The 20,652-nt window shown below is 73.6% G+C and carries 19 protein-coding genes; 8 read left to right on the top strand and 11 right to left on the bottom strand.

Features of this window, described 5'->3' with window-relative positions:
* Positions 1-9: 9 nt before the first annotated feature.
* The 3 genes from JT723_RS26850 to JT723_RS26840 are packed head-to-tail and all read right to left on the bottom strand — an operon-like array spanning position 10 to position 3,019.
* Positions 10-942 (bottom strand): ABC transporter ATP-binding protein, encoded by a 933-nt coding sequence (locus JT723_RS26850; protein ID WP_205047377.1) that lies wholly within the window; start codon positions 940-942, stop codon positions 10-12.
* The gene (locus JT723_RS26845) at positions 939-2,024 is read right to left on the bottom strand and encodes a FecCD family ABC transporter permease (RefSeq protein WP_205047376.1); all 1,086 of its coding nucleotides are present in this window, start codon (positions 2,022-2,024) and stop codon (positions 939-941) included. Before JT723_RS26845 ends, JT723_RS26850 begins: the two co-directional genes overlap by 4 nt.
* The gene (locus tag JT723_RS26840; protein WP_205047375.1) at positions 2,021-3,019 is read right to left on the bottom strand and encodes a FecCD family ABC transporter permease; all 999 of its coding nucleotides are present in this window, start codon (positions 3,017-3,019) and stop codon (positions 2,021-2,023) included. Before JT723_RS26840 ends, JT723_RS26845 begins: the two co-directional genes overlap by 4 nt.
* Before the next feature lie 133 nt (positions 3,020-3,152).
* Here JT723_RS26840 and JT723_RS26835 point away from each other — a divergent pair, with 133 nt between their 5' ends.
* Positions 3,153-3,800 carry an HAD family hydrolase gene (locus JT723_RS26835; protein ID WP_205047374.1) on the top strand — a complete coding sequence of 216 codons (648 nt, stop codon included), beginning with the start codon at positions 3,153-3,155 and terminating at the stop codon, positions 3,798-3,800.
* 9 nt (positions 3,801-3,809) lie between these two features.
* Here the strand turns inward: JT723_RS26835 and JT723_RS26830 are convergent, their stop codons facing one another.
* Positions 3,810-4,049 carry a hypothetical protein gene (locus JT723_RS26830; RefSeq protein ID WP_205047373.1) on the bottom strand — a complete coding sequence of 80 codons (240 nt, stop codon included), beginning with the start codon at positions 4,047-4,049 and terminating at the stop codon, positions 3,810-3,812.
* Positions 4,050-4,205: 156 nt separating this feature from the next.
* On the opposite strand from JT723_RS26830, the gene JT723_RS36280 reads away from it, so the two are divergent.
* Positions 4,206-4,589 carry a cold-shock protein gene (locus tag JT723_RS36280; protein WP_033173507.1) on the top strand — a complete coding sequence of 128 codons (384 nt, stop codon included), beginning with the start codon at positions 4,206-4,208 and terminating at the stop codon, positions 4,587-4,589.
* Between the two features lie 132 nt (positions 4,590-4,721).
* Here the strand turns inward: JT723_RS36280 and JT723_RS26820 are convergent, their stop codons facing one another.
* The 4 genes from JT723_RS26820 to JT723_RS26805 all read right to left on the bottom strand — a co-directional run bounded on the left by JT723_RS26820 (position 4,722) and on the right by JT723_RS26805 (position 8,341).
* Positions 4,722-5,612, bottom strand: a complete 891-nt coding sequence (locus JT723_RS26820; RefSeq protein ID WP_205047372.1) for a 1,4-dihydroxy-6-naphtoate synthase — start codon at positions 5,610-5,612, stop codon at positions 4,722-4,724.
* A 7-nt stretch (positions 5,613-5,619) separates the two neighbouring features.
* Positions 5,620-6,291 carry a futalosine hydrolase gene (locus JT723_RS26815; protein ID WP_251512992.1) on the bottom strand — a complete coding sequence of 224 codons (672 nt, stop codon included), beginning with the start codon at positions 6,289-6,291 and terminating at the stop codon, positions 5,620-5,622.
* 4 nt (positions 6,292-6,295) lie between these two features.
* Positions 6,296-6,787, bottom strand: coding sequence for a hypothetical protein (locus tag JT723_RS26810; RefSeq protein WP_205047371.1), 492 nt, complete (start codon positions 6,785-6,787; stop codon positions 6,296-6,298).
* Between the two features lie 177 nt (positions 6,788-6,964).
* Positions 6,965-8,341: an MFS transporter gene (locus JT723_RS26805; RefSeq protein WP_205047370.1), complete on the bottom strand. Its 1,377-nt coding sequence runs from the start codon at positions 8,339-8,341 to the stop codon at positions 6,965-6,967.
* A gap of 260 nt (positions 8,342-8,601) precedes the next feature.
* Here JT723_RS26805 and JT723_RS26800 point away from each other — a divergent pair, with 260 nt between their 5' ends.
* Together JT723_RS26800 and JT723_RS26795 are read left to right on the top strand one after the other, a co-directional pair.
* Positions 8,602-9,519 carry a DUF3027 domain-containing protein gene (locus JT723_RS26800; protein ID WP_205047369.1) on the top strand — a complete coding sequence of 306 codons (918 nt, stop codon included), beginning with the start codon at positions 8,602-8,604 and terminating at the stop codon, positions 9,517-9,519.
* A gap of 346 nt (positions 9,520-9,865) precedes the next feature.
* Positions 9,866-13,060, top strand: a complete 3,195-nt coding sequence (locus tag JT723_RS26795) for a sacsin N-terminal ATP-binding-like domain-containing protein (protein WP_205047368.1) — start codon at positions 9,866-9,868, stop codon at positions 13,058-13,060.
* Between the two features lie 120 nt (positions 13,061-13,180).
* Here JT723_RS26795 and JT723_RS26790 read toward each other — a convergent pair whose 3' ends face one another.
* Both JT723_RS26790 and JT723_RS26785 read right to left on the bottom strand, forming a co-directional pair.
* Positions 13,181-15,589, bottom strand: coding sequence for an HAD-IC family P-type ATPase (locus JT723_RS26790; protein WP_205047367.1), 2,409 nt, complete (start codon positions 15,587-15,589; stop codon positions 13,181-13,183).
* A gap of 56 nt (positions 15,590-15,645) precedes the next feature.
* Positions 15,646-15,912 (bottom strand): DUF2530 domain-containing protein, encoded by a 267-nt coding sequence (locus JT723_RS26785; protein ID WP_205047366.1) that lies wholly within the window; start codon positions 15,910-15,912, stop codon positions 15,646-15,648.
* A 200-nt stretch (positions 15,913-16,112) separates the two neighbouring features.
* Between JT723_RS26785 and JT723_RS26780 the strand changes: the two genes are divergently transcribed.
* Positions 16,113-17,567: an NCS2 family permease gene (locus JT723_RS26780; protein ID WP_205047365.1), complete on the top strand. Its 1,455-nt coding sequence runs from the start codon at positions 16,113-16,115 to the stop codon at positions 17,565-17,567.
* Here JT723_RS26780 and JT723_RS26775 read toward each other — a convergent pair.
* Entirely contained in the window at positions 17,537-17,761 is a 225-nt protein-coding gene (locus JT723_RS26775; RefSeq protein WP_205047364.1) for a ribbon-helix-helix protein, CopG family, read from the bottom strand. The two genes, JT723_RS26780 and JT723_RS26775, sit on opposite strands and share 31 nt — an antisense overlap.
* Before the next feature lie 270 nt (positions 17,762-18,031).
* Here JT723_RS26775 and JT723_RS26770 point away from each other — a divergent pair, with 270 nt between their 5' ends.
* Genes JT723_RS26770 through thpR form a run of 3 tightly spaced genes read left to right on the top strand, consistent with a single transcriptional unit; the run spans position 18,032 to position 20,563 of the window.
* Positions 18,032-18,409, top strand: a complete 378-nt coding sequence (locus JT723_RS26770; RefSeq protein ID WP_205047396.1) for a MarR family winged helix-turn-helix transcriptional regulator — start codon at positions 18,032-18,034, stop codon at positions 18,407-18,409.
* Between the two features lie 40 nt (positions 18,410-18,449).
* Positions 18,450-19,871, top strand: coding sequence for an MFS transporter (locus JT723_RS26765; RefSeq protein WP_205047363.1), 1,422 nt, complete (start codon positions 18,450-18,452; stop codon positions 19,869-19,871).
* Positions 19,868-20,563, top strand: a complete 696-nt coding sequence (gene thpR / locus JT723_RS26760) for an RNA 2',3'-cyclic phosphodiesterase (RefSeq protein ID WP_205047362.1) — start codon at positions 19,868-19,870, stop codon at positions 20,561-20,563. The genes JT723_RS26765 and thpR overlap by 4 nt, the downstream gene beginning before the upstream one ends.
* Positions 20,564-20,652 lie beyond the last annotated feature (89 nt).

Raw genomic sequence — 20,652 nt, 5'->3', positions numbered from 1 at the left:
GATCTCCGTTCAGGGATGCGGAGTTGCGGTGGCGTCGTTCGCGGTCGTACCAGCGTTCGTTCCAGCGGTCGTTCCGGAGCCCGCGTCGGCGGGCGCTCCCCCGGGCTGCCAGGGCTGCCCCGGCACCACCAGCGGGCTGCCGGTCACCGGGTCGGGCACCACGACCGACGCGAGGCCGAACACCTCGCGCACCAGCTCCGCCGTGACGACCTCGCCGGGCGGACCCTCGGCGACGATCCGGCCGGCCTTCATCGCGACGAGGTGGTCGGCGTAGCGGGCGGCCTGGTTGAGGTCGTGCAGCACGGCCACGACCGTACGCCCGCGCTCCCGGTTGAGGCGGCGCACCAGGTCGAGCACCTCGACCTGGTGGGCGATGTCGAGGAAGGTCGTGGGCTCGTCGAGCAGCAGCAGGTCGGTGTCCTGGGCCAGGGCCATCGCGATCCAGGCCCGCTGCCGCTGGCCGCCGGACAGCTCGTCCACCAGCCGGCCGGCCAGGTCGCTCGTCGCCGTACGCTCCATGGCCTCGGCGACCAGTCGCTCGTCGGACTCCGACCACTGCTGCCACCACTTCTGGTGCGGCTGGCGGCCGCGGGAGACCAGGTCGGCCACCGTGATGCCCTCGGGCGGCACCGGCGACTGCGGCAGCAGGCCCAGGGTGCGGGCGATCTGCCGGGTCGGGACGCGGGCCAGCTCGGCGCCGTCCAGCAGCACCGAGCCCTGCCTGGGCTTCAGCAGCCGGCCCAGGGCGCGCAGCAGCGTGGACTTGCCGCAGGCGTTGGGGCCGACGATGACGGTGACCTGGCCGTCGGGTATCTCCAGGTCGAGCGCGTCGACCACGACCCGGTCCTCGTAGGCGAGGGTGAGGCCGCGGGCGGCGAGCCGGTTGTCGGGGCCGGTCTTCTTGCGGCCGGCTGCGGTCGGCGTGGGCTCAGGGGTCGTCATGACGGCTCTCCGGAACGGCTGCGGCTGCGGACGATCAGCCACATCAGGTAGGGCGCCCCGACAGCGGCGGTCATCACGCCCACCGGCAGTTCGGTCGGCGAGAACAGCTTGCGGGCCAGCAGGTCGGCGACCACCACGACCAGCGCACCGGTCAGCGCGGAGGCCAGCAGCGGGATCTGCGCGGTCCTGGTCAGGCGGCGGGCGATCTGCGGGGCCAGCAGCGCCACGAAGTCCACCGGTCCTGCCGCCCCGGTGGCGACCGAGGCGAGCACCACGCCGAGCGCGACCAGGCCGAACCTGACCCTGCCCAGCCGGACGCCGAGCGCGGTCGCGGTGTCGTCGTCGAAGGACACCGTGCGCTGCGCCCGCGCCGCCCACAGCGCGCACGGCACCGCGGCCAGCAGCACCAGCGCCAGCGGGCGGGCCTCGGCGTAGCCGCGGCCGTTGAGCGAACCGGTCAGCCACACCTTGGCCTGCTGGGCGACCAGGTAGTCGCCCTTGGTCAGGAAGAGCTGCGTCACCGAGGACAGCGCCACCGAGAAGCCGATCCCGATGAGCACGAAGCGGGCCGCGTGCAGCCCGCGCCGCCAGGCGAAGACGTAGACCAGGGCCGCTGCGGTCAGCCCGCCGGCGACCGAGAGGTAGGGCAGCGCGGTGTAGGAGGTCACGCCGTACGTCATCGCGGCCACCGTCACCGCGCCCGCGCCATGGGTCACGCCGATGACGTCGGGGCTGGCCAGCGGGTTGCGGGCGACGGTCTGGATCAGCGCGCCGGACACCCCGAAGGCCGCGCCGACCAGCAGCCCGAGCGCGAGCCGCGGTTCGCGCAGCTCGCCGACCACCAGCTCGTCAGGGCTCGGCCGCCCGAAGACCACCTTGACCACCTCGCCGGGCGCCACGAAGGACTCCCCGACGCACAGATACGCCACGCACACCGCCGCCAGCAGCGCGGCCAGCACACAGGTGACGGCGAACGCACGCCGGTGCAGCAGGAAGGAGCCGCGCCCGCCGGGGCGCACGACGGCGTACCCCTCGGGCCGGAAGCGGGAGCCCTGTGCGGAAGCGGGCCTGGTCGTGCTCATGCCGCCACCACCGACCTGCGCCGGACCAGCGCCACCAGGAAGGGCACCCCGATCAGCGAGGTCGTCACCGCCACCGGGACCTCGGAGGGCGGGAAGACGATCCGCCCGACCACGTCGGAGACCAGGATCATCACCGGGCCGAGCAGCGCGGCCATCGGCAGCACCCAGCGGTGCGCGGTGCCGACCAGGGCGCGGGCCAGGTGCGGCACGGCAAGGCCGACGAAGGCGATCGGGCCCGCGGCGGCGACCGCGGCGCCGGTCAGCACGGTGGCGCCGAGCGCACCGGTCAACCGCAGCAGCGCCACGTTCTGCCCGAGGCCCTTGGCGACGTCCTCGCCGAGCGCGAGCGCGTCCAGGCCGCGGGCCATCGCCAGCACCAGCAGCAGGCCGGCCGCCAGGAACGGCCAGATCATGCCGATGATGTCGGTGTCCCGCCCGGACAGCGAACCGACCTGCCAGAAGCGGTACGTCTCCAGCGTCTGCGCGTCGGTGGTCAGCACCCCGGACACGACGGAGGCCAGGAAGGCGTTCATGGCCGCACCGGCCAGTGCCAGCTTGACCGGTGAGGCGCCGCCCCTGCCGCGGGCGGCGACCGCGTAGACGGCGACGGCTGCCGCTCCCGCGCCCGCGAAGGCGAACCAGACGTAGCCGCTGAGCGTGCCCACCCCGGCGTACGCGATGGCGCACACCACGCCGAGTGACGCGCCCTGGCTCACCCCGAGGATGCCGGGCTCGGCGATCGGGTTGCGGGTGACGCCCTGCATCACGACCCCGGCGACGGCGAGCGCGGCGCCGACCATGATCCCGATCACCGTACGCGGCACCCGCAGGCTGCGGACGACCTCGGCGTTCTGGCTGGTGCCGCCGTGCAGCAGCGCGTCGAGCACCTGGGACGGGGGTATCTCGCGGCTGCCGACGGCCAGGCTGAGCAGCACCGCGAGCAGCAGCGCCGCCGTCGCCGCAGCCATCCAGCCGGTGCGGCGGCGCAGTTGCATGTCGGGCGGTCCTCCGGGACGCGGCGACCGTCTGGCGCCGGGGCAGGGCTTAGCTTAGGCTGCGCTAACTATACGGGGTGCCGTCCCGACCTCCGGGCTGAGGCTGACCCTGCGCACGCAGCGACCTGTGACAATGGGTGCCGTGACCAACGACTTCTCCTCCCTCGCGCCGGCCCTCACGGTCGGCTTCGACCTCGACATGACCCTGATCGACTCCCGCCCCGGGATCAAGGCCGTGTACGACCGGCTCGCGGCGGAGACCGGCGTCCACATCGACTCCGACCTCGCCGTCACCCGGCTCGGCCCCCCGCTGGACGACGAGCTGGCCAACTGGTTCCCGCGCGAGCAGGTCCAGGCGGCGGCCGAGCGCTACCGCTCCCTCTACCCCGACCACGCCATCACTCCCACGCCCGCCATGCCGGGCGCCCCGGAGGCGGTGGCGGCGGTCCGGGCGGCCGGCGGGCGCCCGGTGGTCGTCACCGCGAAGTACGGTCCCAACGCCGAGCTGCACCTCGCCCATGTCGGCATCGAGGCGGAGCTGCGCGGCTGGCTCTGGGCGGAGGCCAAGGCCGAGGCGCTGATCGAGTGGGGTGCGACCGTCTACGTCGGCGACCACACCGGGGACGTGCGGGGTGCGCACAAGGCGGGAGCGCTGTCGGTGGCGGTGGCCACCGGGCCGTGCAGCGCCGCGGAGCTGCGGGCGGCGGGGGCCGACGTCGTACTCGCCTCCCTCACGGAATTCCCCGGCTGGCTGGCCTCCCACACCTCGACGGCGGCCTGACCCGAGGATTCACGCCTGTGGGTGACCCTCCGGCCGCCGCTGCGCCAGCGCGGACCGCAGCAGGCCGAGCAGCGCGAGGGCCAGCCCGACCCCCATCAGCATCGACACGAAGTAGGCGGGGGTCGGCAACCGGCGGGTGCCGAGCAGCAGCGGGGCGACCGTGGCCAGTGTGCCGACGGCCCCGACGACGAAGACGACGGCGCCGATCCTGACGAGCAGGTCACCGGCGCCCGTGGTTTGTTTGCTCACCGGACAAGGGTAGGTCCGTGCTGTGGGCGCGGGGTGACGGGACCTCGCCGTCTTGTCACACAGCACCTGGCCATTAGCCTTGGTGTCAGCGGGTCTCCGGTGGACCCGCTGCTGTCTTATTCAGAGCGGTTCCGAGCAATGAGGACGAGGTCGGACGTGCCTACCGGCAAGGTCAAGTGGTTCAACAGCGAGAAGGGCTTCGGCTTTCTCTCCCGCGACGACGGCGGCGATGTCTTCGTGCACTCATCGGTGCTGCCCGACGGTGTCGCCGCGCTCAAGCCCGGCCAGCGGGTGGAATTCGGAGTCGTCGCGGGCCAGCGCGGCGACCAGGCGCTCTCGGTGACCCTGCTGGACCCCGCGCCCTCGGTCGCCGCGGCCCAGCGCCGCAAGCCCGACGAGCTGCTGCCGATCGTCCAGGACCTGACCACGCTGCTCGAAGACGTCGCCAGGTCGCTGCAGCGCGGCCGCTACCCGGACAAGGCCCACGGCCACAAGATCGCGTCCGTGCTGCGGGTGGTCGCCGACCAGCTCGACGTATGACGGACGCGCACGGCGTATAAGGGCCCGCACGGCTAACGGCCACACGTCGGAAGCGGCGCTTTTCCGGAGGTGCACCCTCCGGTAAAAGCGCCGCCCGTGCTTTTCCGCGCCCCGAATGCCGGGGCAATATTTTCAGAAAGCCAGCGCGTCCGCGCCCAGCGGCGGTACGAGTCCTTCGGCCGCCGCGCGAGTGAGCAGACCGCGTACGGCCGCGTATCCGTCCTCGCCGAGGTCGGCCGTGAATTCGTTCACGTACAGCCCGATGTGCTGGTCGGCGACCGCCGGGTCCATCTCCTGGGAATGCGCCAGCACATACTCGCGCGAGGCGTCCGGGTCGTCCCACGCCATGCGCACCGAGGCGCGGGCGGCGTCGGCCAGCGCCTGCAGCCGCTCCTTGCCCAGCGAGCGGCGGGCGATGATCGCCCCCAGCGGGATCGGCAGCCCTGTGGTCGCCTCCCAGTGCTCGCCCATGTCGGCGAGCTTGTGCAGGCCGTAGTTCTGGTAGGTGAAGCGGGCCTCGTGGATGACGAGTCCTGCGTCCACCCGGCCGTCCCGCACCGCCGGCATGATCTCGTGGAAGGGCATCACCACGATCTCGCCGACACCGCCGTCGACCTCGGCCGCCGCCCACAGCCGGAAGAGCAGATACGCCGTCGAGCGCTCGCTGGGCACCGCGACGGTCTTCCCCGCCAGGCCGACACCCGGCTCCCGGGTGAGCACCAGCGGCCCGCAGCCGCGGCCCAGCGCCCCGCCGCAGGGCAGCAGCGCCCAGTCGTCGAGCACCCACGGCAGCACGGCGTAGGACACCTTGAGCACGTCGAGTTCGCCGCGCTCGGCCATGCCGTTGGTGATGTCGATGTCCGCGAAGGTCACCTCCAGCGGCGGCGCGTCGGGCACCAGCCCGTGCGCCCACGCGTGGAAGACGAAGGTGTCGTTCGGACAGGGGGAGTACGCGATGCGCAGCGCGCCGCTGTCGCCCGTGCCGTCGCCGCGGTCCGTGCCGTCGGTGGTGTGTGCCGTCATGTGCTGCTCAACCTCCAAGTACGCCCGGGAGCTTCCCGAAAGCCGCCGTCAGCGCCGTCAGCGCCTCGCCGATCCGCCAGGCCGCGCGGTCCCGCGGGCCGACCGCGTTCGAGACCGCACGGATCTCCAGCACGGGGACATCGAGGACGGCCGCCGCCTCCGCCACCCCGAAGCCCTCCATCGCCTCGGCGACCGCCCCCGGGTGGCGGGCCGTCAACTCCGCGGCCCGCTCGGCGGTCCCGGTGACCGTACCGACCGTCAGCACCGGGCCGTAGGCGGCGGCCAGCGCGTCGGCGACCTGGCGGCTCAGCCCTGCCGGCGGGCGGTGCTCCGAGCGGCCGAAGCCCAGTTCTGCGACCGGCGTGAAGCCGTCGGCGGTCTGCGCGCCCAGGTCGGCGGCCACGATCGTCTCCGCCACGGCCAGCGAACCGACCGGCGCGACCGGTACGAAACCGCCGCCGATGCCTGCGGACACCACCAGGTCGGGCCGCCCGGCGCTCAGCTGCTCCGTCAGGGCGTACGCCGTGCCGGCCGCCGCAGCCGCCGGGCCGACGCCCGCCGCGACCACCACGTACCGGCTTCCGGCCCCGCCTGCGGCCGCCAGGCCCGCGGCGACGGCGTCCCGCTCGGCCTCGACGGCGGTCACCACCAGCACGCGCGCGGGGCGGCCGGCACGCACGGGGCTACTGCCCCCTGATCAGGTTGAACTGGATGACGCGGAAGGAGGCCTCGCCCGAGGTGTCCGCGGACTCCACGATGTTCAGCGTCACCTGCTTGGCGGTGGTCGTCCCGCCGGTCTGCTGGTCCTGGGAGTTGAACAGGCTCTCGCTGTCCACCGACCAGTAGGTCTTGTCCTTGAGCGGCTCCGGCGTCACCAGGGTGGTGCCCGCGGCGATGAGCCAGCCCTTCTTCGCGATCGACGGGTCCACGCCGATCCGCACCTTGTCGCCGACGGCGACGGTGATGTGGTGCTTGGGGGTGCCCTGCAGGCAGGCGATGAAGACCGGCTGCGGCAGCTTCTTGCCGCCGTCGTAGCACTTGTCCATGGCTTCCGCCTGTACGGACTTGCTGCCCACGGTCACGGTCGCCATGGCGGTCGGCTTGTCGCAGGCGGTCAGGACGACAAGCCCGAGGGAGAGGGCACCGATGGTGGTGGCAGCGCGGCGAATGCTCATGGCAGGAGGCTACCGGGCGGTCGCCCCCAGTCCGCGCGGGGGTGCGCGTGTCCCCAGGTGGGGCCGCCCGCACCGGCGAACGGCCGCAGACCCGTACGGGTTACGCCTCCCGCCCGGGTCGCGCGCCTGTGCCCGTGCTTGCGTCAGGCGCTCAGGGCACGCGTTCAGGCCGCGTGTTCACGCCACGCGCGCCCTGGCCGTACTGCCGCGCCGGGCCGCGCCCAGCAGACCGCGTACGGACAGCAGGAAGGCCACGAGCACCAGCCCCGCCGCGCAAGCCATGCCCAGCGGGCCGTTCAGCGGCAGCAGTATGCCGAGGCCGCCGCCGACCACCCACGACAGCTGGAGCGCGGTCTCGGAGCGCGCGAAGGCAGAGGTCCGCACCATCTCCGGCACGTCGCGCTGGATCAGCGCGTCGAGCGACAGCTTCGCCAGCGCCTGCGAGATACCGGCCACCGCGGTCAGCGTCGCCACCGTGACCAGGCTGTACCAGCCGGCCGCTATCGTCGCCGCGCTCAGCGCGCACACCAGCACCGTCGCGATGATCACCTCGGGGCCGCGCGCCTTGAGCCACGCGCCGAGTGCGGTGCCGAACGCGTTTCCTACGCCCGCCGCGACACCCACCACGCCCAGCGACATGGCAGGGGTCAGCCCGCCCAGCGGGTGCTCGCGCATCATGAAGGCCAGGAACATCGTCAGGAAGCCGGACAGCGACCGCAGCCCGCCGTTGCCCTGCAAGGCGTGCAGCACCGACGAGCCGACGCCCAGCAGGCCGGGCTTGCGCCCCGGGATACCCGACGGCTCCGGCGGCGCCTCCTCGTCGGCCGACAGCCGCACCCGCTGCTCACCGCGGGCCGAGTCGACCTTGCCCGGCAGCGAAAGCGACAGCAGGGCGCCGCAGATGAAGACCACGAAAGCCCCGTAGAGCGGCCACTGCGGCCCGATCACGTTCAGCCCCGCACCGACCGGCGCGGCCACGGCGGTGGCCAGCAGACCCGACAGGGTGACCCGGGAATTGGCCTTCACCAGCGTCGTACGCCCCGGCAAGAGCCGCGGCACCACCGCGCTGCGCACCACGCCGTACGCCTTCGAGGCCACCAGCACGCCCAGCGCCGCCGGATACAGGCCGAGCCCCGCGGTCGAGATCACCCCGGCCATCGTCCAGGCGAGCACGGCCCTGGCCATCATCGCCATCGCCATCGCGGCCCTGCGGCCGTGCTGCAACCGGTCGAGCAGCGGGCCGATCACCGGCGCGAGCAGCGCGAAGGGCGCCATCGTCACCAGCAGATACAGCGCCACCCGGCCGCGGGCCTCGCCGCTGGGCACCGAGAAGAAGACCGTGCTCGCGAGCGCGACCGTGATCATCATGTCGCCCGCGGAATTCACCGCGTGCAGCTCGATCAGCTTGGCCAGACCCGACTCGCCCGCGCCTCCCGCATGTGTCGTACGCCGGATACGCCGGCCCAGCGCACCGGCCGGAGCCCCCACGCCGCGGGCCAGGGCATGCCCGACTCTGCGCGCGGGCCCCCGGGTCGTGGTCGTGGTTCTTGCCATGACGCAATCCTGCCCCAAACGGAAGTCGGCTCACCCCCTCCTTTGCTGGCGTGGTGCGCACAGGTACCGTGCGATCACGCAGAATGGGTGGCAACAGGTGCGCCCGAGGACGCTCGGGCAGGACCGGATGAGGCAGGGCAGGTAGGCGTCGAAGCGGTCCGCAGGTCCGCTCCGCTGCAGCTCTCCGCGTCGGGTCCTTCCGCCCACGGGCGCACACGTGAGACGGCGTAGAGAGAGAAACGATTTCTGTGAGTGCAGCGATGCGAAGCCGTACCCCTGACCGCCTGTGCGCCGAGGCCGTCGACGTGGCCAGGGCGGTCACGCTGGAGGCGGCGGGGCCGCAGTCCGTGGGGGAGCACCTTGGGGTCGCCGCGGAGGGCGACCGGGTCGTCACCCACTTCTTCGCCTGCACCGAGCCCGCCTACCGCGGGTGGCGCTGGGCCACCACGCTGACCAGGGCGTCCCGCGCCAAGGTCGTGACCATCGACGAAACGGTGCTGCTGCCGGGATCCGACGCGGTCCTCGCACCCGAGTGGGTGCCCTGGAGCGAGCGGCTGCGGCCCGGCGACATGGGCCCCGGCGACCTGCTGCCGACCGAGGCGGACGACCTGCGCCTGGAGCCGGGCTGGACCGGAGACGACGAGCCGCCGGCCGGCGAGCCCGGCTCCGAGGTCGAGGAGGACGCCGACATGGTCGTGCCGTCCGTCGCCACGATCGGCTCGATCGCCGGACAGCTCGGCATGGGGCGCCCCCGGGTGCTGTCCCGGTACGGCCTGCACGCCGCCGCCGACCGCTGGGACGAGCAGTTCGGCCCCAAGACGGCGATGGCGCAGGCCGCGCCCGCCAACTGCGTCAGCTGCGGCTTCCTGGTGCCGATCGCCGGCTCCCTCAGCCAGGCGTTCGGCCTGTGCGCCAACGAGTTCTCGCCGGCCGACGGCCGGCTGGTCTCCCTCGGCTACGGCTGCGGCGGCCACTCCGAGGCCGCGGTCATGCCCCGCCCTCCGCAGCCCGCCCCGATGGTCCTCGACGAACTCCACGACACCGACCCGCTGGCGCTGCACAAGGCCGAGCAGGACGGCTCCGCCGAGCCGGACGGCGGGCCGGGCGGCCCGGCGGCGCAGGGCGGCGCGGAGCCCGCGGGCGCGGGCGAGCCGTCCGGGGACCCGGCCGGCAGCTGACGGCGCCGGCTGCCGCGCGCCAGTCGCGAGGCGGGGCGGTGGTGGCTTCCCGGCGGGTGAGGCCGCGGGTGACCCGCAGGTACCTGGTGGTTTGCGGCTGTCGGGTGGCGGCGGAGGACCCGCCGGAACCTGGCGGCTGTCGGGTGCCGGGGCCGGGCAGTCGTGGCTTCCGGGGGGTTCTGGGCGGCTTGTGGTGGGCTGGGCGTGGGGTCTGGCCGGGGGCGGTGGCCTGGACGGTGCGGGTCGGGGGCCGCGGGTGTGGGCGCGGGATGAAGGGCACGCCGAATGGCGGTACCGTCACCGTGCACAGGCCCGTAGGGCCGACCCGGCGAGCGAAGGACCGCACGTGACGCGCGCAGGCGTAAACCGGACGCCCCCGGAAGGCCACCCCGACCCCTTCCGTACCGCGGACCTGCGCCGGGCGGTTCTGACCGCCTGGGCCGCGTCGGCCGCCCGCTTCCGCGAGGACGCCAACGCCGAGGAGGACCTCGCCCTCGGCGGCCACCGCGACCGGCTGATCATCGAGCTGGCCCAGAACGCCGCCGACGCCGCCACCCGCGCCGGCGTCCCCGGGCGGCTGCGGCTGACCTACCACGAGGCCACCGCCGACGCCCCCGCGCTGCTCGCCGCCGCCAACACCGGCGCCCCCCTGGACGCGCCCGCCGTCGAGTCGCTGTCCACCCTGCGCGCCTCCGCCAAACGCGACGAGGGACCCGCCGCCGTCGGCCGCTTCGGCGTCGGCTTCGCCGCCGTCCTCGCGGTCAGCGACGAGCCCGCCGTGGTGGGCCGCAGCGGCGGTGTGCGCTGGTCGCTGAACGAGGCGCGCGAGATGGCCGCACAGGTGCCGGGCCTGGACGGCGAGCTGCGCCGCAGGGACGGCCACGTCCCGCTGCTGCGGCTGCCGCTGCCCGCGGAGGGCAGCGCGCCCGACACGTACGACACCGTCGTCGTCCTGCCGCTGCGCGACGGCGCGGCCGAGGACCTGGCCGGGCGGCTGCTGGCCGCCGTGGACGACGCCCTGCTGCTGGCCCTGCCGGGCCTGTCCGAGGTCGTCGTGGAGACCCCCGCGGGCATCAGGACGCTCACCCGCCGGCAGGCCGAGGACGGCGACGTCCTGGTCGAGGACTCCACCGCCGACGCCGCCACCCGCTGGCGGGTCGCATCCGACGGCGGCGACCTGACCGCAAAGCTGCTGGCCGACCGCCCCGTCGAGGAGCGCCTGCGCCCGGTGTGGTCGGTGACCTGGGCGGTGCCCGTCGCCGCCGACGGCTCACCGGCCGCACCCCGCACCGCGGGCGTCGTGCACGCCCCGACGCCCACCGACGAAGCGCTCGGCCTGCCCGCGCTGCTGCTGGCCTCGCTGCCGCTCGACCCGACCCGCAGGCACGCGGCGCCCGGGCCGCTCACCGACTTCCTGGTCGCCCGCGCCGCCGACACATATGTGCGGCTGCTCGCCGGGTGGCGCCCCACCTCCACCGGGGTGGTCGACCTGGTGCCGGGGCCGCTCGGCAAGGGCGAGCTGGACGCCGAGCTGCGCCGCCGCATCCTGGCGCAGCTGCCCCGCACCCCCTTCCTGCCGCGCGCCGCCGAGGTCCCGGCGCAGGCCGCCGCGCCCGCCGCCGACCTCGACGGCTGGGACGGCGGCGGCCCGCTCGCCGGCGAGGGCGACGCGCTGCGGCCCGTCGAGGCCGAGGTCGTCGAGGGCGCCACCGCCGAGGCGGTGCGCGTCCTGGCCGAGGTGCTGCCGACCCTGGTGCCGTCCGCGCTGGAACGCCGCCCCGCCCTGCGCCAGCTGGGCGTCGGCCGGCTCTCGCTCGCCGACGCCGTGGACCGGCTGTCCGGCACCGAGCGCCCCGCCGCCTGGTGGTGGCGGCTCTACGACGCCCTCGCCGGCACTGACGCCGACGTCCTCAGCGGCCTGCCCGTACCGCTCGCCGACGGCCGCACGGTGGTCGGCCCGCGCCAGGTGCTGCTGCCCGTGCCGGGCGACGACTCCGCCGCAGTGGACCCGGAGCTGCTGGCCAGGCTCGGGCTGCGGGTCGCCCACCCGGACGCCGCCCACCCGCTGCTGGAGAAGCTCGGCGCCGCCCCCGCCACGCCCCGGGCGGTGCTGACCACCCCGCAGGTGCGGGCCGCGGTCGCCGCCTCGCTGGACGAGGACACCGCCTGGGACCAGGACGAGAGCGGCCTGGACGCCGACGAACTCGCCGAGACCGTGCTGACGCTGGCCCGCGCCGCGGGCCTGGCCCCCGGCGACGAACCGTGGCTGGCCGCGCTCGCCCTGCCCGACGAGGACGGCGAACTCGCCCCCGCAGGCGAACTCGTGCTGCCCGGCAGCCCCCTGGAGGCCGTACTGCGCGACGGCGAACTCGGCACCGTGGACGCCGACCTGGCAGAGCGCTGGGGCGAGCAGCCGCTGACCGCCGTCGGGGTGCTCGCGACCTTCGCCCTGGTCCGCGCCGCCGACGTCGTCCTCGACCCCGACGACCTCGAACCGCGCGACAGCGACTGGGCCGAGCCCGACGACGTCGGCCTGCTCGACGCCGTGGACGTGTGGTGCGAGGACGTCCTGGACCAGCTGCCGGAGACCGACGTGCCGCCGGTCGCCACCGAGATCACCGGTGTCCGCGACCTGGACCTGGTCGACGACGACGCATGGCCGCAGGCCCTCGCGCTGCTGTCCCGGCCGCCGCTGCGCGACGCGGTGACCGCCCCCGTCCGGGTGCTGCTCCCCGACGGCACCACCGAGTCCGTACGCCCCTACGCCGCCTGGTGGCTGCGCGACCACCCCGTCCTCGACGGCCGCCACCCGGTGGGCCTGCGCACGGCCGGCGGCGACCGGCTCCTGGCCGGGCTCTACGACGAGGCCGAGACCGGCACCGGCGTGGACGAGCAGGTGCTGCGGGCGCTCGGCGTACGCACCACCGTGGCCGCGCTGCTGGCCGAGCCGGGCGGCGCCGCGGAACTGCTCGGCCGGCTCGCCGACCCAGGGCGCCAGGTCGCCCCCGCCCAGCTGCACCGCCTCTACGCGGCCCTGGCCGAGCTGGACCCCGACCAGGTCACCCTGCCCGACGAGCTGCGGGCCGTGGTGGACGGCGAGACCGCCGTGGTGGACGCCGCGGACGCCCTGGTCGCCGACGCCCCCGACCTGCTGCCGCTGGCCGGCGGGCTCGCCCTGCTGCCCGTTCCGCCGCGCCTTGCCGCGGACCTGGCCGAGCTGTTCCAGGTGCGCCGGCTCAGCGAGGCCGTGGACGCCGCCGTGACCTCGCAGGGCGAGCCGCACGAGGTGCTGCCCGCCGTGCACGACCTGCTGCCTGGCGCACCCCGCTCGTACGTCGAGCACGAGGAGCTGCTGCTCACCGGTGGCGTCGAGGTCGACTGGCGCTACGCGGACGGCACGCTGCACGCCGCCACCGTCGAGGGCGTCGCCGCGGGCCTTGCCTGGGCCGCGGGCCACTGGGAGCGCCGCTTCGAACTGGCCGCGCTGATCGAGGACCCGTCACGCACGGAGGAGCTGGCGCGGGACCGCTGGTTCGACTGAGGCTGGGTATTGCCGCGGCTCGGTATTGCCGCGGCTCGGTATTGCCGCGGCTCGGTATTGCCACGGCCGGGGTGGTGCCACGGCTCGGCATGACCGCGGCTCGGTATTGCCGCGCCATGGCTAGGCCGAGCGGTTTTCCCTGCGCCTTACCCACGCCCAGGAGAACTCCAGCGCCACCGCGCCGACCGCCGCGATCCCGACCGCTGACCAGGGCACCTCGTCGCCCACCAGCCTCAGCGCGAAGAAGCGCTGCAGCCACGGGGTGACCAGCACGATCACGAAGCCCACCCCCATGGACAGCACCAGCGCGATGCGCCACCAGGTGTAGGGGCGGGCGACGATCGCCAGCACCCACACCTCCATCAGGAACAGCGTCAGCGTCGCCGCGCTGGTCTCCGCGTCCAGCTCGCCCGGCCCGGTGTAGTGCTGCCGGGCCATCAGGTACGTCGCGAAGGCCGCCGACCCGCAGATGACGCCGGCGGGGGTGGCGTACCGCATGACGCGGCGGACGAAGTGCGGGCGGGCACGCTCCTTGTTGGGCGCCAGCGCCAGGAAGAAGGCCGGCACCCCGATGGTCAGCGTGGACAGCAGCGTCAGGTGGCGCGGCAGGAAGGGGTAGGGCACCTGCGTGCACACCACCAGGACCGCGAGCAGCACCGAGTAGACGGTCTTGGTGAGGAAGAGCGTCGCGACCCGGGTGATGTTGCCGATCACCCGGCGGCCCTCGGCCACCACCGAGGGCAGCGTCGCGAAGCTGTTGTCCAGCAGCACGATCTGTGCGACCGCACGCGTCGCCTCGGAGCCCGAGCCCATCGACACACCGATGTCCGCGTCCTTGAGCGCCAGGACGTCGTTGACGCCGTCGCCGGTCATCGCCACGTTGTGCCCGCGGGACTGCAGCGCGCCCACCATGTCGCGCTTCTGCTGCGGGGTGACCCGGCCGAAGACCGCGCCCCGCTCCAGCACCGCGGCCATCGCGTCCCGCTCGGGCGGCAGCTGCCGTGCGTCGACCGGCTCCTCCGCGCCCGGGAGCCCCAGTTTGCCCGCGACCGCGCCGACCGACACCGCGTTGTCGCCCGAGATGACCTTGGCGTGCACGTCCTGCTCGGCGAAGTAGCGCAGGGTGTCGCCCGCGTCGGGCCGCAGCCGCTGTTCGAGCACCACCAGGGCCAGCGGCAGCACGGAGGCGGCGACCTGCGGGTCGTCCAGCGGGCGCTGCGCGCGGGCCAGCAGCAGCACCCGCAGGCCCTCGTCGTTGAGCCGGTCGATGTCGCCGAGCGCGCTGTGCCCGGCCGGCAGCAGGACGTCGGGCGCCCCCAGCAGCCAGGTGCTCTCCGTGCCGTCCGGCTCGGTGAAGGCCGCGCCGCTGTACTTGCGGGCCGAGCTGAACGGCAGCGTCGCGGTGACCTGCCAGCCGGCCGCCGCCTGCGGCGGGTAGGCGTCGACGACGGCCTGCAGGCTGGCGTTGGGCCGCGGGTCCGCGCCGCCGAACGCGGCCAGGGCGCGGGCCGCGTACGCCTCGTCGCCGCCGTCCAGCACCTGCAGCGCGGTGACGTCCATACCGCCCTCGGTGAGGGTGCCGGTCTTGTCCAGGCAGACGACGTCGACCCGGGCCAGGCCCTCGATCGCGGGCAGCTCCTGCACCAGGCACTGCTTGCGGCCCAGCCGGATCACCCCGATCGCGAAGGCCACGGAGGTCAGCAGTACCAGGCCTTCCGGCACCATCGGCACGATGCCGCCGACCGTGCGGCGCACCGCCTCGCGCGTGTCGTGGCTCTCCACCGTGAACTGGCTGATGATCAGCCCCACCGCGGTCGGCACCATCATCCAGGTGACGTACTTGAGGATCTGGCTGATGCCGTTGCGCAGCTCCGAATTGACCAGCGTGAAGCGGGACGCCTCGTCGGCGAGCTGGGCCGCGTAGGCCTCACGGCCCACCTTGGTGGCGGTGAAGGCGCCGCCGCCCGCCACCACGAAACTCCCGGACATCACCGGGTCGCCGGGGTGCTTGACCACCGGGTCGGCCTCGCCGGTCAGCAGCGACTCGTCGATCTCCAGGCTGTCGGCCTCGTCGACGACGCCGTCCACGACCACCTTGTCGCCGGGTCCCAGCTCGATCAGGTCGCCCAGCACGATCTGCGAGGTGGACACCTCGCTGGTCACCCCGTCCCTGCGCACCCCGGGCTTCGCCTCGCCGATCACCGCGAGGCTGTCCAGGGTCCGCTTGGCGCGCAGCTCCTGGACGATGCCGATCGCGGTGTTGGCGACGATGACGAAGCCGAAGAGCCCGTCCTGGACAGGACCCACCACCAGGATGATCAGGAAGAGCACCCCGATGATCGCGTTGAAGCGGGTGAAGACGTTGGCCCTGACGATCTCGGCGGTGGAGCGGGACGAGCGCACGGGGACGTCGTTGACCTGGCCGGCCGCGATGCGCTGCGCCACCTCCGCGCTGCTGAGCCCGGGGTGCCGTGCGGCCGCCCCCGCCTGCGTGCCGATGCCGGTGCCCGTCCCCGTGCGTTCCGTCATGGATCGACGGTACGTGGCACGGGCGGCTTCCACCCGTTCTGCGCGTCCCGCGCGGGCTACTGCGTGAGTTCGCCGGCCGCCCGCGCCCGGGCGATGGCGTCACGGCGGGCGCGTACGTACTTCAGGCCGACCAGGCCCAGAACGCCGCCGGCCGCGCAGGTCCAGATGAACCACGTGTGCCCGTGGTCGCTGTACCAGCCGTAGAAGGGGAGCTGCACGACGAAGAGCGCGAACCAGACGACGGTGCCGACCGTGACGGTCGCGACGTCGTCGGCCTCCAGCGGCTCGGGGGCCTCGCGCAGTGGACTCCGCTGCTTGCTCATGGCGCCCATCGTATGCGGCGGGTCCGACAGGCCGGGCAGAGGCCCGTCAGGACCGCGTTCTCCCGGTGCCCCGCAGGGTCTACGCGCGGAGATGGCTTTTGTCCAGTTGGTTATTCATACTGAAACCGGTCACCGCTGACTGAAAACATTCGTATGATCGCCCAGGTCGGGCGAGATCCCCGCCCCCCTTGAGGAATCACATGCCCACCTCGGCCCCCGCTCCGGTCGACACGGGTCGGCCCGCAGGCCGCCCTCCGCACAACGCGCTGGACCGCTACTTCCGCATCTCCGAGCGCGGCTCCTCGATCCCGCGGGAGATCCGCGGCGGCCTGGCCACCTTCTTCGCGATGGCCTACATCATCGTGCTGAACCCGATCATCCTGGGCTCCGCGGTCGACAAGTTCGGCCACCACCTGGGCGGTGGCCAGCTCGTCACCGCCACGGTGATCACCGCCGCCTTCACCACCCTGCTGATGGGCGTCATCGGCAACGTCCCCATCGCGCTGGCCGCGGGCCTCGGCGTCAACACGGTGGTGGCCCTCCAGCTCGCCCCGAAGATGAGCTGGCCCGACGCGATGGGCATGGTCGTGCTGGCCGGTATCGCGATCATGCTCATGGTCGCCACCGGGCTGCGCGAGCGGGTCATGAGCGCGGTGCCGCTGGGCCTGCGCAAGGGCATCGCGATCGGCATCGGACTCTTCATCCTGCTGATCGGCCTGGTCGACTCCGGCTTCGTCTCCCGCATCCCGGACGCCGCCCACACCACGGTGCCGCTCCAGCTCGGCACCGGCGGTCACCTCACCGGCTGGCCGGTGCTGATCTTCATCCTGGGCACGCTGCTCACCCTGTCGCTGATCATCCGCAAGGTCGCCGGCGCCATCCTGATCTCGATCGTCGCCATGACCGTGCTCGCGGTGATCGTGGACGCCGTCGCCGACATCCCGGCCGCCGGCTGGGGCCTGACCGTGCCCAAGTGGCCGGGCAACCCGGTCGCCACCCCCGACTTCGGCCTCATCGGCAAGGTCAGCCTCTTCGGCGGCTTCCAGCAGGTCGGCGTGCTCACCGGGGTGCTGTTCGTCTTCACGGTGCTGCTGTCGTGCTTCTTCGACGCGATGGGCACCATCCTCGGCGTCAGCGACGAGGCCGGGCTGCTGGACGCCAAGGGCGACCTGCCCGGCATGAACAAGGTGCTGATGATCGACGGTGTCGCCACCGCGGTCGGCGGCGCCACCTCGTCGTCGGCGAACACCTGCTTCGTGGAGTCCACCGCCGGCGTCGGCGAGGGCGCGAGGACCGGGCTCGCCAGCGTCGTCACCGGGCTGATGTTCGTGCTCGCGCTGTTCCTCACCCCGCTGGCCACCATGGTCCCGGCGCAGGCCGCCACCCCCGCGCTGGTCGCGGTGGGCTTCCTGATCCTGGCCGGGTCGATCAGGGAGATCGACTGGAGCGACTTCACCATCGCCATCCCGGCCTTCCTGACGATGGTGCTGATGCCGTTCACGTACTCCATCACCAACGGCATCGGCATCGGCTTCCTCAGCTTCTGCGTGCTCCGTCTCGTGGCGGGGCGCGGCAAGGAGGTCCCGGTCGCGCTGTACGCGGTCTCCGCCGTCTTCGCCTTCTACTACCTGATGCCGGCGCTCGGGCTGCTGTAGGGCGGCCGGGCGGCCTGGAGGCCGTAGAAGCGGTCGGTCTCCTCGACCGCGGCCTTGAAACGCTCGTCGAAGTCGTCACGGACCAGCGCCGTGACGACGTAGTCCTGGGCGGACATCCCGCGCTTGGCGGCATGCTCGCGGATCCGGTCCCACAGGTCTGCGTCTATGCGCAGGCTGAGCACTCTCGATGCCATGAGCCCACGGTCGCGGGAGGAAGCGGCGATGTGCGCCGCTTTCGCCTGCGATCTCACCCGTTCGGGTGAGATGTGGCCACCTGGCGATTTGAACGCACCCCGGTGGCAGGGACGGGGGATGTGCGGCGGTACGGGTGGGACGGGGGCGCCCGGCGTGGGCGGGTGTTGCGTGCGGAGTGTACTTAGGTTAACTAATGAGCTAGGCTAAACACCGTGACCGAACTGTCCGAGGCCGACCGTGCCGCAGTCAACGAGCTGCGAGGCGCGGTGATGCGGCTCTCCCGCCGGCTGCGCCACCAGCGCGTCGACGAGACGCTCAGCCCGACCGAGATGTCGGTGCTCGGCACCCTCGCCCGCTGCGGCTCCGCCACCCCGGGGGAGCTGGCCCGCAAGGAGCACGTGCAACCGCCGTCGATGACCCGCATCGTGGCGATGCTGGAGTCCAAGGGGCTGGTCCGCCGGGAGCCGCACCCCGACGACCGCCGCCAGGTCGTGGTGACCCGCACCGAGCAGGCCGCCGCGATGCTGGAGGAGAGCCGCGCCAAGCGGAACGCCTGGCTGGCCGCGCTCGCCGAGGGCCTCACCCCCGAGGAGCTGGCCGTCATGCGGCAGGCCGCCCCCGTCCTCGAGAAGCTCGCTCACCTGTGACCGGACCGGAAGTACCCGAAGAGGGGGAGGCGAGTACCGATTGAGTTCGGCAGCCGGACAAGACACCGCAACCGAACCTGACCGTCCCGCGGACAAGACGGGCACCTTCAGCGCCCTGCGCATCCGCAACTACCGGCTTTTCGCCACCGGCGCCGTCGTGTCCAACACCGGCACCTGGATGTCGCGGATCGCCCAGGACTGGCTGGTGCTCAGCATCACCGGCTCCTCCTTCGCGGTGGGCATCACCACCGCGCTGCAGTTCCTGCCGATGCTGCTCTTCGGCCTCTACGGCGGAGTCATCGCCGACCGCTACCCCAAGCGGCAGATCCTGCTGTGCACCCAGGCCGCGCTCGGCCTGCTCGGGCTGCTGCTCGCCGGGCTCACCCTGGGCGGCGTCGTCCAGGTCTGGCACGTCTACACCATCGCCTTCCTGCTCGGCATGGTCACCGTCGTGGACAACCCCACCCGGCAGACCTTCGTCGTCGAGATGGTCGGCCCCGCCGTGATGCGCAACGCCGTCTCGCTCAACGCCGCCAACTTCCAGGCAGCCCGCCTGGTCGGCCCGGCCGTCGCCGGTGTGCTGATCACCGCGGTGGGCAGCGGCTGGGCCTTCCTGATCAACGGCCTGTCCTTCATCGCCCCGCTCACCGGCCTGCTGCTGATGCGCACCGCCGAACTCCACACCATCGAGCGGGCGCCGCGCGCCAAGGGCCAGCTGCGCGAGGGACTGCGCTACGTCGCGGGCAAGCCCGAACTGATCTGGCCGATCGTGCTGGTCGGCTTCATCGGCACCTTCGGCTTCAACTTCCCGATCTGGCTGTCCGCCTTCGCCAACAAGGTCTTCGACAGCGGCGCCGGAACCTACGGCCTGCTCAACACCCTGATGGCCGCGGGCTCCCTGCTCGGCGCGCTGCTGGCCGCCCGGCGCAGCCGCACCCGGCTGCGGATGCTGGTGGCCGCGGCCGCCGTCTTCGGCCTGCTGGAGGGCGCCGCGTCGCTGGCGCCCGCCTTCTGGCTCTTCGCGGCGCTGCTGGTGCCGATCGGCATCTTCGGCCTGACCTTCAACACCACGGCGAACGCCACCGTGCAGCTGGCCACGGAGCCGGTCATGCGCGGCCGGGTGATGAGCCTGTACATGATGGTCTTCGTCGGCGGCACCCCCGTCGGCGGCCCCGTCATGGGCTGGGTCACCGACACCTACGGCGCCCGGGTCGGCTTCCTGTCCGGCGGCCTGATCTCCGCCGCCGCGGCCGTCGCGGTGGGCCTGGTCCTGGCCAGGGCGGCGGGCCTGCGGCCCCGCCTGGACCTTCGGCGCGGCAGCGGACGGGCACTGGTGTCCTTCGTGCCGCGCGAGGGGGGTGCGGGTGCTTCCGGTGCCGCCTCCGAGGGCGACCCGGCGGGGGACGGCGAGGCCGCGGGCAGCGCGGGCGGGTCGGCTCCGCGGCTGACGCCCGCCGCATGAGGCTCTTCGCGGCCCTGCTGCCGCCGCCCGCCGCGGTCGAGGGCCTGGCCGCCGCCCTGGAGCCGCTGCAGTTCCTGCCCGGCGCCCGGCAGCTGCGCTGGACGGCGCCCGCGGGCTGGCACTACACGCTGGCCTTCCTCGGCGAGGTGCCCGACGACGTACGCCCCGCCCTCGACGAGCGGCTCGCCCGCGCCGCCCACCGCCATGCCCCGTGCGAACTGCGTACCGCAGGCGGCGGGCGCTTCGGCGACCGGGCGCTGTGGACCGGCGCGGAGGGCGACCTGCGGGCGCTGTCCCGGCTGGCCGACACCGTACGAGCGGCGGCGCGCAAGGCCGGGGCGCCCGGCGACGAGCAGCACGGCTTCCGGCCGCACCTGACGCTGGCCCGCACCTCGAAGGGCGTGCCGGTCGACCTGCGCCCCTTCGCCGCGGCCCTCACCGACCACCGCGGCACATGGTGGCGGGCGGACACCCTCAGCCTGGTCTCCAGCGCACTGCCGCGCTCCGGCGTTCCCGGCGAGCAGCCGGTGTACACGGCGGTCGGCACGTGGCCGCTCGGCGGTCCCGACGGGGAGGGGGCCGCCGGTGCTTCCGGCGCTTCCGGTGCTTCCGGTGCTTCCGGTTCTTCGGGTGCTTCCGGTGCCGGGGACGCCCGGCCGCCCGGGCACAAGGCACCCGGTACGGCCGGTTAACCTCGGAGGGTGGACCCCAAGACCCGTACCCGTGTGATGACCGCCGCCTTCGTCCTGATGCTCGTGGTGGTGGTCGTCGCCGCCGCGGT

The organism is Actinacidiphila bryophytorum, from assembly GCF_016916835.1.
Taxonomy (GTDB): domain Bacteria; phylum Actinomycetota; class Actinomycetes; order Streptomycetales; family Streptomycetaceae; genus Actinacidiphila; species Actinacidiphila bryophytorum.
The sequence above is the reverse complement of the archived record's forward strand: the minus strand, read 5'-3'. Positions and strand labels throughout refer to the sequence as shown.

What these genes read in the sequence shown, in the direction of transcription:
- JT723_RS26835 (WP_205047374.1), top strand. Translation starts at nt 3,153, where the DNA reads ATGGGTGCCGTGACCAACGACTTCTCCTCCCTCGCGCCGGCCCTCACG.
- JT723_RS26820 (WP_205047372.1), bottom strand. Translation starts at nt 5,612, where the DNA reads ATGACGGCACACACCACCGACGGCACGGACCGCGGCGACGGCACGGGC.
- JT723_RS26780 (WP_205047365.1), top strand. Translation starts at nt 16,113, where the DNA reads ATGCCCACCTCGGCCCCCGCTCCGGTCGACACGGGTCGGCCCGCAGGC.
- thpR (WP_205047362.1), top strand. Translation starts at nt 19,868, where the DNA reads ATGAGGCTCTTCGCGGCCCTGCTGCCGCCGCCCGCCGCGGTCGAGGGC.
- JT723_RS26800 (WP_205047369.1), top strand. Translation starts at nt 8,602, where the DNA reads ATGCGAAGCCGTACCCCTGACCGCCTGTGCGCCGAGGCCGTCGACGTG.
- JT723_RS26845 (WP_205047376.1), bottom strand. Translation starts at nt 2,024, where the DNA reads ATGAGCACGACCAGGCCCGCTTCCGCACAGGGCTCCCGCTTCCGGCCC.
- JT723_RS26770 (WP_205047396.1), top strand. Translation starts at nt 18,032, where the DNA reads ATGCGGCTCTCCCGCCGGCTGCGCCACCAGCGCGTCGACGAGACGCTC.
- JT723_RS26850 (WP_205047377.1), bottom strand. Translation starts at nt 942, where the DNA reads ATGACGACCCCTGAGCCCACGCCGACCGCAGCCGGCCGCAAGAAGACC.
- JT723_RS26805 (WP_205047370.1), bottom strand. Translation starts at nt 8,341, where the DNA reads ATGGCAAGAACCACGACCACGACCCGGGGGCCCGCGCGCAGAGTCGGG.
- JT723_RS26785 (WP_205047366.1), bottom strand. Translation starts at nt 15,912, where the DNA reads ATGAGCAAGCAGCGGAGTCCACTGCGCGAGGCCCCCGAGCCGCTGGAG.
- JT723_RS26790 (WP_205047367.1), bottom strand. Translation starts at nt 15,589, where the DNA reads ATGACGGAACGCACGGGGACGGGCACCGGCATCGGCACGCAGGCGGGG.
- JT723_RS26775 (WP_205047364.1), bottom strand. Translation starts at nt 17,761, where the DNA reads ATGGCATCGAGAGTGCTCAGCCTGCGCATAGACGCAGACCTGTGGGAC.
- JT723_RS26810 (WP_205047371.1), bottom strand. Translation starts at nt 6,787, where the DNA reads ATGAGCATTCGCCGCGCTGCCACCACCATCGGTGCCCTCTCCCTCGGG.
- JT723_RS26840 (WP_205047375.1), bottom strand. Translation starts at nt 3,019, where the DNA reads ATGCAACTGCGCCGCCGCACCGGCTGGATGGCTGCGGCGACGGCGGCG.